This window comes from Streptomyces radiopugnans (assembly GCF_900110735.1).
GTDB lineage: Bacteria > Actinomycetota > Actinomycetes > Streptomycetales > Streptomycetaceae > Streptomyces > Streptomyces radiopugnans.
On record NZ_FOET01000001.1, the window covers coordinates 202,063 to 217,123 of the forward strand.

The 15,061-nt window shown below is 74.8% G+C and carries 9 protein-coding genes; 6 read left to right on the plus strand and 3 right to left on the minus strand.

What is annotated here, in order from left to right; translation table 11 throughout:
• Positions 1 to 61: 61 nt before the first annotated feature.
• Complete coding sequence (locus tag BMY40_RS00850) at positions 62 to 280, minus strand: heavy-metal-associated domain-containing protein (RefSeq protein WP_093654300.1); 219 nt, start codon at positions 278 to 280, stop codon at positions 62 to 64.
• 380 nt (positions 281 to 660) lie between these two features.
• On the opposite strand from BMY40_RS00850, the gene BMY40_RS00855 reads away from it, so the two are divergent.
• The gene (locus tag BMY40_RS00855) at positions 661 to 1,974 is read left to right on the plus strand and encodes a cation:proton antiporter (protein ID WP_093654302.1); all 1,314 of its coding nucleotides are present in this window, start codon (positions 661 to 663) and stop codon (positions 1,972 to 1,974) included.
• Here BMY40_RS00855 and nhaA read toward each other — a convergent pair.
• Positions 1,961 to 3,322: a Na+/H+ antiporter NhaA gene (gene nhaA, locus BMY40_RS00860; RefSeq protein WP_093654304.1), complete on the minus strand. Its 1,362-nt coding sequence runs from the start codon at positions 3,320 to 3,322 to the stop codon at positions 1,961 to 1,963. The genes BMY40_RS00855 and nhaA overlap by 14 nt on opposite strands.
• Before the next feature lie 391 nt (positions 3,323 to 3,713).
• On the opposite strand from nhaA, the gene BMY40_RS00865 reads away from it, so the two are divergent.
• From BMY40_RS00865 to BMY40_RS00885, 5 genes are all read left to right on the plus strand, one after another.
• Positions 3,714 to 4,820: a PucR family transcriptional regulator gene (locus tag BMY40_RS00865; protein ID WP_093654306.1), complete on the plus strand. Its 1,107-nt coding sequence runs from the start codon at positions 3,714 to 3,716 to the stop codon at positions 4,818 to 4,820.
• 279 nt (positions 4,821 to 5,099) lie between these two features.
• Positions 5,100 to 5,780 (plus strand): OB-fold-containig protein, encoded by a 681-nt coding sequence (locus BMY40_RS00870; RefSeq protein WP_093654307.1) that lies wholly within the window; start codon positions 5,100 to 5,102, stop codon positions 5,778 to 5,780.
• A 71-nt stretch (positions 5,781 to 5,851) separates the two neighbouring features.
• Positions 5,852 to 7,927, plus strand: coding sequence for a flotillin family protein (locus BMY40_RS00875; RefSeq protein ID WP_093654309.1), 2,076 nt, complete (start codon positions 5,852 to 5,854; stop codon positions 7,925 to 7,927).
• 162 nt (positions 7,928 to 8,089) lie between these two features.
• A complete protein-coding gene (locus BMY40_RS00880; RefSeq protein WP_093655636.1) occupies positions 8,090 to 13,123 on the plus strand; it encodes a DNA repair ATPase in 5,034 nt (1,677 codons plus the stop codon).
• On the plus strand, positions 13,120 to 13,590 hold the full coding sequence (locus BMY40_RS00885) for a helix-turn-helix domain-containing protein (protein ID WP_093654311.1): 471 nt from the start codon (positions 13,120 to 13,122) through the stop codon (positions 13,588 to 13,590). Before BMY40_RS00880 ends, BMY40_RS00885 begins: the two co-directional genes overlap by 4 nt.
• Positions 13,591 to 13,728: 138 nt before the next feature.
• On the opposite strand, the gene BMY40_RS00890 is transcribed toward BMY40_RS00885, so the two are convergent.
• Positions 13,729 to 14,889: a GGDEF domain-containing protein gene (locus tag BMY40_RS00890; RefSeq protein WP_093654313.1), complete on the minus strand. Its 1,161-nt coding sequence runs from the start codon at positions 14,887 to 14,889 to the stop codon at positions 13,729 to 13,731.
• Positions 14,890 to 15,061: the final 172 nt, after the last annotated feature.

Consider the following 15,061-nt stretch of genomic DNA (forward strand, 5'->3'; position numbering starts at 1 on the left):
CGTGCCGGCCGCGCGGTCGCGCGGCGGTACGGTCCGACGGTGGCGGTGCGGTCGCGGGTGGTCAGGCCCGGCCGGCGAGTTCGTAGCCCGCCTCGTCGACGGCGGCACGTACGGCCTCGTCGTCCAGTTCGCGGGTGGAGGTGACGGTCACCAGGCCGGTCGAGGCGACGGCCTTCACCTCGGTGACGCCGTCGATCCCGGAGATCTCGCTGTTGACCGCGCCCTCGCAGTGGCCGCAGGTCATGCCGGTGACCTTGTAGGTGGTGGTGACGGTGCTCATGGCTTCCAACTCCCTGGGGTGGGTATTCGTGGGGCGCTCGGGGTGCGCCGGGCCCGATGTCCGATGCCGGTTCCAACTTTATACCCCGCCGGGGTATTCCCTGGGGGGCGGGCCGTTCCGGGTGATCTGTCACCGGCTGTCGCCGGGGCCGGTCGCAGGGGAGTCGGCGAGCACGTCGCCGGCCTTCCGGAACTCGAGGTCGAATCCATCCACCTCCCCTCGGTCCCGACGCGGGCGGAGCGGCCGCCCGCGGCTCCGGCCTGACACGCCTGCCCGCATCCCTGCCCGGGCCGGCCGGGGCAGGGGGTAGGGTGCCCGCCTGCCGGGACCGGCGTACTGCCGGGCCGGTGACAGAGCCCGCGTCCTGGGAGAGTGTTCACGTGGTACTCGTCATGGTGTTCGGAGTCGCGCTGCTCATAGCGGTGCTGCTGTCCGGGCTGGCCGCCCGGTCGGTGCTCTCCACCTCGCTGCTGTTCCTGGTGGGCGGCGCGCTGGTCAGCGACGGCTTCCTGGGGCTGATCCACATCACCCCGGACAGCGACATCGTGGCCACCACCGCCGACCTGGCCCTGTTCGCGGTGCTGTTCACCGACGGCATGCACGTCTCCTTCCCCGCGCTGCGCCGGGCCTGGCGCAATCCGGTCCGCGCGCTCGGCCTGGGCATGCCGCTGGCCTTCCTCGGCGTCGCGCTGCTGGCGCACTTCCTCGTCGGCCTGGACTGGACGACGTCCTTCCTGGTCGGCGCGGTACTGGCACCCACCGACCCGGTGTTCGCCTCGGCGATCGTGGGCCGAGAGGAGGTGCCCGCGAAGCTGCGGCAGCTTCTCAACATCGAAAGCGGGGTCAACGACGGCCTCGCACTGCCCTTCGTCCTGATCCTCATCGCCGCCGCCGCGCCGGCCGGGCACGCCGAGGACGCCGACTTCGCCGCGATCGCCACCGAGCTGGTCCTCGGCCTGCTCTTCGGAGTCCTCCTGCCGCTGCTGGCGAACTGGCTGGTCCGCTTCCGCCTGCTGGGCGCCGAGCCCAGGCTCCAACCGCTGCTGCCGCTGGCCGTCGGTGTGACCCTGTATGCCGCCTGCCACCTCACCCACGCCAACCCCTACCTCGCCGCGTTCTCGGCGGGCGCGGTGATCGCCGCGGTCTCCCCGGAAGCCAAGGAGGCGTTCGAGCCGCTGGGGGAGTCCCTGGCGGAGCTGGCGAAGTTCGCGGCACTGCTGGTCTTCGGCGCCCTGCTGACCCCCCAGCTCTTCGGAGACCTGTCCCTCGGAGGCTACGCGGTCGCGGTCCTGGCCATCGTCCTGATCCGCCCGGCCTCGATGCTGCTGTCCCTGGTGGGCACGGGCTTCGACCGGAAGGAGAGGCTCACGGCGGCCTGGTTCGGGCCCAAGGGATTCGCCTCGGTGGTCTACGGACTGCTGGTGCTCCAGTCGGGCATCCCGCGCGCCGAGGACGCCTTCACACTGATCGCCGTCACCATCGCCTTCTCGATCGTCGCCCACAGCAGTACGGACGTACCGATCGCGCGGGTCTTCGACATCGAGGAACTGGCGGGCATCCCGGGCGACGGGAAGGGGCCGCGCCTGCCGGTGGGCGGGCGCGGCCGGAACGGCGCGGGCGGCGGTGACGACGCCGGAAGCGGCGGCGGCCCGGCGGCCGGAGGAGCCGGGGAGGGCGTCGTCAGCCCTCGCTGACCTCGCGGTCGACCCGGCCGGCGGCGTCCTCGGTGACCCTGCCCCGCGGCCGCTCGTAGACGTCCGGGATGCCGTCGTGGTCCTCGTCCCGGTTCTCCTCCTCCCACAGCCGCTTGTACCGGCCGTCGCGGACCTTGAGGAAGACCGCGGCGGCCAGCGCGGCGGCCAGCGAGCCGATCAGGACCGCCGCCTTGACCTGCTCGGCGACCTCGGCGTCGGCGAAGGCCAGCTCGCCCACCAGCAGCGAGACGGTGAAGCCGATGCCGGCGAGCAGCGCGACGCCCACCACGTCCGCCCACTCCAGGTCCTCGCTGAGCTGGGCTCGGGTGAAGCGGGCGGCCAGATACGTACCGCCGAAGACCCCCAGGAGCTTGCCCGCGAACAGGCCGAGCATCACGCCCAGAGCCTCCGGCTGGCGGAAGGTGTCGCCCAGCGCGTCGCCGGAGACGCTGACGCCCGCCGCGAAGAGCGCGAACACCGGCACCGCGAAGCCGGCCGACAGCGGCCGCACCAGGTGCTCGATCCGCTCGGCGGGGGACTCCTTCTCGGTGGGCCAGCCCTCGCTGCCCTTGGCCGGGATCACCCGCAGCAGCATGCCCATCGCCACACCGGCGATGGTGGCGTGCACCCCGCTGGCGTGCATCAGCGCCCAGATGACGAGGCCCAGCGGCACGTACACGTACCAGCCGCGCACCCGCAGCTTCTGGTGGAGGAACCAGAACACCGCCAGCCCGGCCAGCGCCCCGCCCAGGGCGGGCAGGTTCAGCGCGGAGGTGTAGAAGACGGCGATGACGAGGATCGCGCCGAGGTCGTCGACGATGGCGAGGGTGAGGAGGAAGGCCCTGATGCCCGACGGCAGGTTGGTGCCGATCACGGCCAGCACACCGAGGGCGAAGGCGATGTCGGTGGCCATGGGGATGGCCCAGCCGTCCATCTGGCCGCCGCCCGCCGCGTTGACCGCGACGTAGAACAGGGCGGGCACCACCATGCCGCACGCGGCGGCGACCACCGGGAGCGCGGCGGCCGCCGGGCGCCGCAGCTCACCGAGGAGCAGTTCGCGCTTCAACTCGATGCCGGCGACGAAGAAGAAGATCGTCAGCAGGCCGTCCGACGCCCAGTGCCCCACGGAGAGGTCGAGGTGGAGGGAGGGGATGCCGAAGTGGAAGTCGCGGACGGACTCGTACAGGTCCCCCCAGGGAGAGTTGGCCCACACCAACGCCACCACCGCGGCGGCCAGCAGCAGCATCCCGCCGACGGTCTCGGTGCGCAGCGCCTCCAGCAGGAACCGGCGCTCCTGGAACGACGGCAGCCCGAAGAGGGAGGTGCGCTCTTTGGGGGCGTTGGACATGGAGTGACCTCCCGGGGTCGGTTTCGGGGTACGTGGACAACGTCGCCGACCAGACTTCCCGGCACACCATTAGTGATCTTGATTGTCATACCACCGTACCCACAACCTGCTGTTTCCGCGCAAGAGCGGATCCGTGCACGACTGCGCGGGTACCGTCGGGTAATGCCCGGCAACTCCCGATCCATGTCGGCGAATGCCCCGGCCGCCCCGGTTTCGCCGGTGACGGTGATCACACCGCCCTCCGCCGCGGCGACCGGACGGGATCCTTCCCCGCGGCACGCGCCGCCACCCCTGCCACGGCTGCCCCACCCCTCCCTTACGCTGTGCCGGTGAACCGGCCGTACGGCCCGGGGACGGGCGGAGTGCGGGACGGAAGGGGGCGGTTGCACCGATGAGACGCGGTGGGATCCCCGACTCCTTCCTCGGCGGTTACGCGGAACTGCTCGCCGAGATATCCCGGACCGGGCGGCTGCCGCGCCGCGCCGAGCTGGACACCTTCCGCGAGATGGGCGAGCGGGTCGCCGAGCAGGGCTACGGCCTGCGCGAACTGGTCGGCCTCTACCTCGCCGAGACCCGCCGGCTGTGGGGCGCGCTGCCGGGCATCGCCCGGTCGGCCACGGCCGCGGAGCGGGCCCGCACCGGTGACGCCCTGCTGGCCGCGGTGGAGGCCGCGGTGGCCGCGCTGGGGGAGGGGCACGAGCGGGCCCAGCGGCTGGCGGTGCGGCAGGAGGAGGCCGAACGCCGCGAGTTCGTGGACGACCTGCTCTACGGCCGCAGCGACCTGGGGCGGCTCGCCGAGCGCGCCCAGCGCTTCGGACTGCGGCTGGCCCGCGCGCACGCGGTCGCCGTGGCCCTGGGCACCGAGAAGTACGACGACGTGCACCCCACCGTGCGCCGCATCGAGCGCGAGCTGGTGGGCCGCTTCGGCGAGCGCGACGTGCTGCTCGCCACCAAGGACGGGCGGCTGGTGTGCATCGCGGCCAGCGCGGACAGGTCCGTCCTGCAGGCCTTCGCCCAGCTCGCCGAGGACCCGGGCCCGGGCTACCCCGCCGCCGGGCGGGTGGCGCTCGGCCGCTCCCACAGCGGTCCCAGCGGCGTGGTGCGCTCCTACGAGGAGGCGCTGGGGGCCCTGGACCTCGCCGACCGGCTCGGCCTGGACGGGGTCCGGTTCAACGCGGCGGAGATGCTGGTCTTCCCGGTGCTGCTGCGCGACCGCGAGGCGATGGCCGATCTGGTGCGCACCGTGCTGGGGCCGCTCACCCAGGCCCGCGGCGGGGCCGCGCCGCTGCTGGAGACCCTGTCGGTGTGCTCGGCGGCGGGCTATGTGAACGCGGAGGCCGCCCGCCGGCTGGGAGTGAGCGTGCGGACCCTGTCGTACCGCCTGGCGCGCATCCGGGAGCTGACCGGCTACGACCCCGGCGACGGTCTCCAGCGCTACACCCTGGAGACCGCCGCGATGGGCGCCCGGCTGCTGGGCTGGCCGGAGAAGCCGCTGTAGCCGCTCGCCGGTCCCCGCGGCCGCCGGACCGCCCGGTCGGACCGCTTGGTCGGGCAGCCGCGCCACCGCCACCTCCGCCCGGCTCCGACCGGCCCTGCTCGGCTCTGACCTGCTCTGGCCGGCTCTGCCCGAAGGGCGGGCAACGGCTTCCGCGCCGGTGGTTCCCTCCGGTTGCCGGACGTAAGCACGGCGTAAAGATTGCCGGATCCTGGCAATGTGCGACCCGCTGGCGGACTGTCAGCATGAGGTCACGCCGCGACCGGTACGGGGGTGGAAAAGATGAGCGAGTTCATGCGTGTGGCCATGAGCTTCCCCGCCAATCTGTTCGGGTTCGGACTTGTGGTGGTGCTCGTCTACTGGGTGACGGTGCTGGTCGGAGCGGTCGGCGTCGATGCCCTCGACGGGGGTGAGGGCATCGGCACCGACCACTGCGACCACTCCGCCACCGGTCCCGCCACCGGCCCCGCGGCGGTTCTCGCGGCTGCCGGACTCGGCGGGGCGCCCGTCTCCGTCTCCCTTTCGCTCCTCATCTCGATTGCCTGGTTCGCATCACTGAGCGGCACGGCGACGGTCGAGCGGATCGGCGGGGGAGGCCCGGCGCGCCTGCTGGTCCTGCCCGCCGCGCTGGCCGCGGCCTGGGCGCTGACCCGGCTGCTGGTCCGCCCGCTGGCCCGGCTGGCGCCGCGCGAGACGGGCACCAGCCACCGCGACCTCGTCGGCCGGGTGTGCACCATCCGCACCGGGCACGTCAGCCACCGCTTCGGGCAGGCCGAGATCACCGCCGACGACGGCTCGGCCCATCTGGTCCAGGTCCGCGCCCGGGGCGAGGACGCCGCGGGCCTGGCCGCCGGAAGCACCGCGCTGGTCTTCGACTACGACCCCGACGGCGGCTTCTTCCACGTCATGCCCTGCGACCCCGTACTGGACCCCGGTCCGGGCGCCGGCCGCCCGCCGCGCTGAACCCCCGCGCGCCCGCCGCGGACCCCTCCACCGGACCCCAAGCACACGACCTCACGAAGGACCCCACCGCCATGGACGTCATCTCCACGGGCCTCGGCGTGCTCATCGCCGTGCTCCTGCTCATGGGCATCGCCCTGCTGATCGTGGTCAGCCGCCTGTTCCGCAAGGTCGAACAGGGCAAGGCGCTCATCGTCTCCAAGATGCGCAAGGTCGACGTGACCTTCACCGGCACCGTCGTGCTGCCGGTGCTGCACCGGGCCGAGGTGATGGACATCTCGGTGAAGACCATCGAGATCGCCCGCACCGGCGGCGAGGGCCTGATCTGCCGGGACAACATCCGCGCCGACATCCGCATATCGTTCTTCGTCCGCGTCAACAAGACCGTCGAGGACGTCATCAAGGTCGCCCAGGCCATCGGCACCGAGCGCGCCAGCGACCGGACCACCCTCCAGGAACTGTTCAACGCCAAGTTCTCCGAGGCACTCAAGACCGTCGGCAAGCAGCTGGACTTCGCCGACCTCTACACCAAGCGCGACGAGTTCCGCGACCGGATCATCGCCGTCATCGGCACCGACCTCAACGGCTACAGCCTGGAGGACGCGGCGATCGACTACCTGGAGCAGACCCCGCTCAGGCAGCTCGACGGCGACAACATCCTCGACGCCCAGGGCATCCGCAAGATCACCGAGCTGACGGCCGTCGAGCACGTGCGCACCAACGAGTTCCAGCGCAACGAGGAGAAGGAGATCACCCGGCAGAACGTCGAGGCCCGCGAGGCCGTCCTCGAACTCGAGCGCCGCCAGGCCGACGCCGAGATCCGCCAGCAGCGCGAGATAGAGACCGTGCGTGCCCGCGAGGAGGCCGAGACCGCCCGCGTCCAGGCCGAGGAGCGCCTGCGCGCCCACACCGCGCACCTGAAGACCGAGGAGGCCCTCGGCATCCAGAACGAGAACCGCGAGCGCGAGATCGCCGTCGCCAAGCTCAACCGTGACCGGGTCGTGGCCATCGAGAACGAGCGCATCGAGAAGGACCGCCTGCTGGAGGTCATCGCCCGCGAGCGCGAGACCCAGCTGCGCCGGATCGCCGCCGACAAGGAGGTCGAGGCCGAGAAGCGGGACATCGCCGACGTGATCCGCGAGCGGATAGCGGTGGAGAAGACCGTCGCGCAGCAGGAGGAGGAGATCAAGAAGCTGCGCACCGTGGAGGAGGCCGAGCGCGAGCGCCAGGCCCTGATCATCGCCGCCGAGGCCCAGGCCCAGGAGCGGCTGGTCAAGGACATCAAGGCGGCCGAGGCCACCGAGCAGGCCGCCGGGCACCGGGCCGCCGAGGAGCTGACGATGGCCGAGGCGCGCCGCAAGGCCGCCGAGATGGACGCGGCCGCCGCCGTACGCCTGGCCGAGGGCAGGAAGGCCGAGGCCGCCGCGGCCGGACTCGCCGAGGCCGAGGTCCAGGAGCGGATGGCCGACGCCATCGCCAAGACCCGCCACGCCGAGGCCGAGGCCGAGCGCGAGCTCGCCCTGGCCCAGGCCGACGGGCTGCGCGAGAAGCTCAAGGCCGAGGCCGAGGGGCTCACCGAGAAGGCCGGCGCCATGGCCCGGCTGGACGAGGCGGGCCGGGAGCACGAGGAGTACCGCCTGCGGCTGGAGGCGGAGAAGGAGATCCGCATCGCGGACATCGACGTGCAGCGGCAGATCGCCGAGTCCCAGGCGACCCTGATCGCCACCGGCCTGGAGAACGCCAACATCGACATCGTCGGCGGGGACTCGGTCTTCTTCGACAAGCTGGTGGGCTCCATCGCCGCCGGCAGGAGCGTCGACGGCTTCGTGAACCGCAGCGAGACCGTCCGGGCCATGGCGGGCGGCTGGCTCGACAAGGAGAACTCGACGTTCACGCACGACCTGACCGCCATGACCGCCGGGCTCGGAGCCGCCGGGCTGCGCGACCTGACCCTGGCCGGCCTGCTGGCGAAGCTGGCCGCGGGCGGCGGCCCCGAAGCCCCGGAGCTGGCCTCCCTGCTGGACGCGGTACGCGGCTCGGGCGTCGCAGACCTGCCGCTGTCGGCCCTGGCGGGAGGGGCGGCCGGTACGGCGGGCGGCGCGGCGGTCCCCACCCGCGCCGCCGCGAACGGCGCACCCGCGGGCCGCTGACCCGCACACCGCCGAAGCGCGGCCGAAGCGCCGCCGAAGCGCGCCGAAGAACCGTTGAAGAGACCCGGACGAACGAGGAGTTGAGGGCACGTGGCAACCGAGGCACGCCGGACGCCGGACGCGCGGCCGGACGCGGGCGCCCACGAGGTGCTGCGGGACCGGATGGCGGCCGCGGCGGCGGATCTCGCGGCCCGGGCACGGGCCCTCAACGACCGCCGGGTCGAGGCCTTCGGCGGCGCCGGACTGGAACTGGCGGGCGCCGCCCGGCTGGACACCGGGCGGCCCCGGGTGCCGTGCGACGCGGCGGCCGTCGGCGGGGCGCTGCTGCTGGGCGCCAACCCGCCCGCCGGGCACGGGCGGCCGGAGTCGGTCGCCGACGTGCTCACCCTCCACCGCCTGCGCGTGGAGGACGGCGGCCCGCCCGCCTTCGAGCCCGCCGGGGCGGACGCCGTGCCCGGTCTGCTCGACGACCCCCGCCTCCACCGCGACGTCGAGGAGCTGTTCCGCTACTACCGCCACGCCCGGCTGCTGCGGCTGCGCCGCACCGGACCGCTGCTGCTGGCCGTCTTCTCCATCGGCGAGCGGGCCACCGACATCCGCGTCCTGCGCTGGCGCGCCGAGGACGGCGGCACCGTCGCCTACCTCGACGCCAAGGGCGAGCGCGACCACCTCGACCCCACCGCTCGTTCCGCCCGTGCCGCCCAGGACGTCGTCTGGACGCCGGCCGCCCGCGAGGACCACGTCACCGGACGCCACCCGCATGTGGCGGTCGACGGCGGGACGCTGTACGTGTCGACCGTCGGCGGCGCCCTCACCGTCAAGACCGTCAACGACACCGAGACCGCGGAGGGCGTCCACAGCGAGCCCGTCGAGGACCCCCTGCAGGCCCTGGCCGATGCCGAGATCGCCCACGCCCGCGTCGGCCCGCTCGTCCTGCTGCGCGTCCTGCCGTACAACGAGACCGTCCACCGCCACCTGGTCTTCAACACCCGCACCGGCGAGGTGCTGCGGCTGGACGGCATCGGGCAGGCGTGCCGCCGCCTCCCCGACGACCAGGGCGTCGTCTTCCCCGGCGGCTGCTACCTGGCCGACGCCCCCGCCGGCTCGGCGGCCCGCACCTTCGAGGCGGACACCGAGGGGATGGAGTTCGAGGCGGAGGTGCGCTCGCCCAACGGCGAGGACGTGCTGTACGTCTTCCACGCCCCCTCCCGGGGCCGCTCCCTGCTGCTGCCGTACAACCTCATCCGCAAGGAGGCCGCCGCCCCGATCCCCGCCCTGGGCCACGCGCTCTTCGACGACGGGACCCTGGCCGTGCTGGGGGAGGCGGCCGGCGGGGAGGAGACGGCGGCGCACCCCGTGCGGCTGTGGAACACCCCCTACGCACTACGCCCCCGTGCCGCCGGCCCCGCCGGGGACGGGCCGCTGGCCCGGGTCGGCAACGCCGAGCTGGTGCGCGGCATCTCCGACTGCCTGTCCGTCGTACGGCTGGCCGAGGGGGTGACCGGATGGACGGCGCGGGGGGCGGGCGGAGGCGGACTGCCCACGGCGGCCGCCCTGGAGGCGGTCACCGCCGCCTGCGCCCGTGCCGCCGACCGCCACCACTGGCTGGACGCGCCCGGTCTGGCCGAGGAGCTGGAAGGGCTCGGCACACCGCTGCGGACGCTGCGCGAGGCCGCGGAGCAGGCCGTCGCCGAGTACGCGCGTGTGGCCGAGCTGCGCGAGAGGGCCGCCGCGGCCGTGGAGGAGACGGCCGCGCGCACCACCGCGCTGGTGCGCCGCGTACGGGGTGAGGCGCCCGGCGAGGCGGCCGGCTGGGTCGCGCTCCTGGCCGAACTGCGCCGCGCGCGGGGCGCGGTGGAGACCCTGCGCGAGCTGCGCCACGCCGACCCCGGCCGGATCGACGCGCTCGGCGCGGAGCTTGACGAGGCGCTGGCCGCCACCGGCCGCCGGGCGGCCGCGGACCTCTCCCGCGCGGACGCCTTCGACGGCGTGGGCGCGGCCGTGGCCGAACTGGCCGAGCGCGCCGCCGCCGCGCCCACGGCCGCCGAGGCCGACGCGCTGGGCGAGCGGATCGCCGGGCACGCAGACGGCCTCGGCGCCGTCACCGAGGTGATCGGCTCCCTGGAGGTGGGCGACGCCACCGTGCGCACGGCCGTGCTGGAGCGGATCGGCGAGGCCACGGCCGCCGTCAACCGCGCCCGCGCAGTGCTGGAGGGCCGGCGCCGGGAGCTGCTGGAGGCCGAGGGGCGGGCGGAGTTCGCCGCCGAGACGGCCCTGCTGGGCCAGGCGGTCACCGGCGCGCTGGCCGCCGCCACCACACCGGACGAGTGCGACGAGCAGCTCGGACGGCTGCTGGTGCGCCTGGAGGACCTGGAGTCCCGCTTCGGCGCCCACGAGGACTTCCTCGCCCGCCTGGCCGAGCGGCGCGAGGAGATCCGCGAGACCTTCGCCGCCCGCCGCCAGGCCCGGCTCGACGAGCGCGCACGGCACGCCGAGCGCCTGGCGGTGTCCGCCGCCCGCGTGCTGGAGACCGTGGCGCGCCGCTGCGCATCCCTGGCCTCGGCCGAGGAGGTGGCCGCCCACTTCGCCGCCGACCCGCTGGTCGCCCGGATCCGCGCCACCGCCGAGGAGCTGCGCTCCCTGGGGGACACCGCGCGCGCCGAGGAGCTGACCGCCTCCCTGGCGGCGGCCCGGCAGGAGGCGGACCGCGCCCTGCGCGACCGCGTCGAGCTGGGCGCAGACGGGAGCGGGGGCGCCGGCACCGTACGGCTGGGCCGCCACCGCTTCGCGGTGAGCACACGGCCGCTGGAGGTGACGCTGGTCCCGCACGGCGACGGACTGGCCTTCGCGGTCTCCGGCACCGGCTACCGCGCCGCCGTGCGCGACCCGGACTTCGCCGCCACCCGCGAGTTCTGGGACCAGCCGCTGGTCTCGGAGTCGCCGCACGTCTACCGTGCCGAGCACCTGGCGGCCACCGTGCTGGCGGACCTGCCGCCCGACGCGGCCGGGACGGGGGACACGGACGCCGAAAGCCTGCTGCCCCTGGTGCGCCGGGCGGCCGAGACCGCGTACGACGAGGGGTACGACCGGGGCGTCCACGACCACGACGCCGCCGCGATCCTCGCCCAGGTGCTGCGGCTGAGGGCCGGGGCCGGGCTGCTGCGCTTCACCCCCCGGGCGCGGGCCGCGGCGCAGCTGTTCTGGGCGTACGGCGCGGACGGGGCGGCACGCGCCGCCTGGACGGTGCGCGCCCGGTCGCTGGCCCGCGCCCGCGCGGCCTTCGGCGCGCACGGCGCCCTGGAGCCGCTCGCCGCCGAACTGGGCCGCGCGGCACAGCAGTTCCTGGAGCGCGCCGGGCTGCCGGCGCCGTCGCGCCCGGCGGCGGTGGGGGCGTATCTGGCCGAGGAACTGGCCTTCAGCGGCGGCCGGTTCGCCGTCGGCCCCGCCGCCCGCGCCCTGCTGGACGGCTTCCACGCCTCGCTGGGCGGCGCTCAGTCGGCCCCGGCCGAGGAGTTCGCCGAGGACCTGCGGGCGCTGGGCGGCGGATCGCCGGGGGAGCCGGGGCGGCCGGCGGCCCGCCACCAGCTCGCGACGGCCTGGCTGGGCGCGTACGCCGAGTCCGCGGCCCGGGAAGGACGGGAAGGACGCGAGGACGGGCGTGACGCCGCGCCGTCCCCCGACCTGCCCGAGGCCGTCGCCGTCGCCCTGTGCGGTGACGCGCTGGAGCACCGGGACGTCGACGCCCCGCTGACCGCCGTCGTCACCGGGCTGCTGGGCACCCATCCGCGGATCACCGGCGGCGCCCTGCCGCTGCGCCTGGACGAGTTCCTCGCCCGCACCGAGGAGTTCCGCACCGTCCGCGTCCCGGCACACCGCGCCTACACCCGGCGCCGGGCCGAACTGCTGGGCGCCGAGCGCGAGCGGCTGCGGCTGGACGCGTATGTGCCGCGCGTGCTGCCCGCGTTCGTCCGCAACCGCCTCATCGACGAGGTCTACCTGCCGCTGATCGGCGACAACCTCGCCAAGCAGCTCGGCACGGCGGGGGAGGACCGCCGCACCGACAGCCAGGGCCTGCTCCTGCTGCTCTCCCCGCCCGGCTACGGCAAGACGACGCTGATGGAGTACGTCGCCGCCCGCCTGGGCCTGGCCTTCGTCCGCGTCGACGGCCCGGCGCTGGGCCACCGCACCACATCCCTGGACCCGGCCGCCGCACCGGACGCCACCGCGCGGCGCGAGGTCGAGAAGATCAACTTCGCGCTGGAGACGGGCAGCGACGTCCTGCTCCACCTCGACGACGTCCAGCACACCTCGCCTGAGCTGCTCCAGCGCTTCATCCCGCTGTGCGACGCCCAGCGCCGCCTGGACGGAGTGCGGTTCTCCGACGGCCGGCCGGCCACGTACGACCTGCGCGGCAAGCGGTTCGCGGTGTGCATGACGGGCAACCCCTTCACCGAGTCCGGCGCCCGCTTCCGCGTCCCGGACATGCTCGCCAACCGCGCGGACGTGTGGAACCTGGGCGACGTCCTGTCCGGCCGGGAGGAGCTGTTCGCGCTCAGCCACATCGAGAACTCCCTCACCGCCAACCCGGTGCTGGCGCCCCTGGCCTCGCGCGAGCGCGCCGACACCGAACTGCTGGTGCGGCTGGCCGGCGGCGACCCGACGGCGCGCCCCGACCGCCTGTCCCACCCGTACGCGCCCGCCGAGTTGGAGCAGGTGCTGGGCGTGCTGCGCGGGCTGCTGCGGGTGCGGCGCACGGTGCTGGCGGTCAACGCCGCCTACATCGCCTCCGCGTCCGGCGACGAGGCGGCCCGCACCGAGCCGCCGTTCCGCCTCCAGGGCTCCTACCGCGACACGGGGAAGCTGGCCGGGCGCCTGGCGCCGGTGATGACGGAGGAGGAGGTCGAGGCGCTGATCGACGACCACTACACGGCCGAGGCCCGCACGCTGTCGGCGGAAGCCGAGGCGAACCTGCTCAAACTCGCCGAACTGCGCGGCCGTATGACGCGCGAGCAGGAGCGGCGCTGGCGGGAGGTGAAGGAGGCGTTCCGCGCCCGCGCGGCCCGCACCGGGCGTGCCGCCGGCGCGGCGGAGACGGTTCCGGAGCCCATCCCGCAGACGGTTCCGGAGCCCACCCCGCAGACGGTTTCGGGGGCGGCCCCGGAAGCGGAGGCGGCGGCGGGAGGTGCGGCGCTGTGAGGGGCCGGCTCCGGCGCGATGCCGCCCGCGCCCGGTGGGCCGGAGCGGAGTACGTCCACGACGAGGCGGACCGGGCCCGGGAGAAGGCGAGGGTCGCCGAGGGCCTGGGCCGCGCCGTGTACGGACGCCGCAGGGCGCTGGGCATCTCCCAGGCGGAGCTGGCCTGCCGCGCGGGCATGAGCCAGCCGCAGGTCTCCAGACTGGAGCTGGGCGGCGGCATGCCGACCCTGGCGGTGCTCGCCCGGCTGGCCAGAGCCCTGGACGCCTCCTTCGCGCTCACCTTCGACGGCGGCGAGCCGTGCGTGGTGTTCGAGCCGCTCGCGGGGCCCGCCCTGGCCGATCCGGACCCTGCCGATCCGGCCTCCGCGCATCCCGCCCCGCCCGCCGTCCGGGCCGGTACGCAGTGGCATATGACGATCGCGGAGAGTGGCGCGAAGGCCGGGACAGGTGCGTGGAGATGCTCCTAGAGTGCCGGTATGACCGACAGCCGGGAGGCGCCGGCGGCCGTGCCCCGCCGGCAGCCGGGGCGGCACGCCCCACGCGCCGTACGTGCCGTGCGGGCCCCGCACGCTCGGCGCGGTCCGCTTCCCCCGCGGCTTCCGGCCCTACACGCAGGAGGCCGGTGCGGCGCCCTCCGCCGCCTCGGCCGTCTCCGCCGTCTCGGTGGCCTTCGCCGCCTCCAGCGCCGCACGCAGCGCGCGGATGCTGGTCAGCCGGCGGTCGGCGGCCGGCGGCACGATCCAGTGCAGGCCCGGCGGGCGGGTGCTGGCTGCGTCGGGCACGACGACGTAGGAGCCGCGACCCAGCACACGGGCGCCGGGCAGCTCCCAGCGCTCGGCGGCCCTGGGCGGGATGAGGAAGTACATCCGCGACCGGTCCCAGTCCCCCTCCGGCACTCCGCCCGGGACGCGCCCCTCCGCGGGCAGGTCGGCGATGACCGGGCCGGGCGGCCGGTCGCCGTGGCGCAGCAGCGCGTCGAGCACCCGCAGTCCCGTCCGCCCCGGTATCCGTACCGCGTCCCACCAGGTGCCGGCGGGCACGGCGCGGTGCGTTCCGCCGTACGGCAGCCAGCTCGGCCGGGCGGCGGGCGGTATCGCCTGGAAGGGGCCGGGCACCAGGGCCGCCGGGCGCGGGTCGGGCGTGCCGGGGGCGCCGGCCAGCCGGATGCGGCCGCCTCCCTCGCGCTTGACCTCCCGCAGCGCCACGTCGGAGTCCAGCAGCAGGTCGGACAGCCCGCCCGGGGCGGGGTCGGCCGGATCCCAGACGGCGACGCCGAGCGAGACGGTCTGCCCGGTGATGGTCACGGTGGTGCCGCGGCTGACCGGGGCCGGCACGGACATCTCCCGCACGCCCTGCTGGACGAGCCGGGCCGCGGCCATCGCCTCCTCGGCGCCGGCACCGGGCAGCAGGGCCAGGAACTCGTCGCCCGCGTGGCCTCCGTAGCGCCCGCAGAGCGCGTCCCCGGCCGAGCTCTGGACGGCGCTCCCCACACGGCGCAGCACGCCCGCCGCGGCGCGCAGCACGGCGTCCCCCGCGAGATGGCCGTAGGTGTCGTTGACGGACTTGAAGCGGTCGAGGTCGCCCAGCAGCAGTGCGAGCGGCCTGTGCTGCCGGCGGGCGGAGGCGAGGGCCTGGGAGGCCCTGATCTCCCAGGCCCTCCTCACCAGCAGCCCGGTGAGGTCGTCGGTCAGGGGGCGATGGCCGCCTCCCGGACAGCACGAGGGGGACGGCGCGTGCTCCTCGGTCGTCCTCGGCGCAGTACTCATCGATCCCCTTCTCCCCCGGTCGTGCGGTCCGGCGCATGGGCGGTGGTGAACCTGCGGTTGAACCGTTCATCATTCAACTCAACTGGTAGTTGAGCGAATGCGATGAGTGAGTTTAGGCTCCCGAATGACAGGGCTGTCAACTCCCGCCCACTCGGCAGGAGTTATGATGCGG

What these genes read in the sequence shown, in the direction of transcription:
- BMY40_RS00850 (WP_093654300.1), bottom strand. Translation starts at nt 280, where the DNA reads ATGAGCACCGTCACCACCACCTACAAGGTCACCGGCATGACCTGCGGC.
- nhaA (WP_093654304.1), bottom strand. Translation starts at nt 3,322, where the DNA reads ATGTCCAACGCCCCCAAAGAGCGCACCTCCCTCTTCGGGCTGCCGTCG.
- BMY40_RS00865 (WP_093654306.1), top strand. Translation starts at nt 3,714, where the DNA reads ATGAGACGCGGTGGGATCCCCGACTCCTTCCTCGGCGGTTACGCGGAA.
- BMY40_RS00870 (WP_093654307.1), top strand. Translation starts at nt 5,100, where the DNA reads ATGAGCGAGTTCATGCGTGTGGCCATGAGCTTCCCCGCCAATCTGTTC.
- BMY40_RS00875 (WP_093654309.1), top strand. Translation starts at nt 5,852, where the DNA reads ATGGACGTCATCTCCACGGGCCTCGGCGTGCTCATCGCCGTGCTCCTG.
- BMY40_RS00880 (WP_093655636.1), top strand. Translation starts at nt 8,090, where the DNA reads ATGGCGGCCGCGGCGGCGGATCTCGCGGCCCGGGCACGGGCCCTCAAC.
- BMY40_RS00890 (WP_093654313.1), bottom strand. Translation starts at nt 14,889, where the DNA reads ATGAGTACTGCGCCGAGGACGACCGAGGAGCACGCGCCGTCCCCCTCG.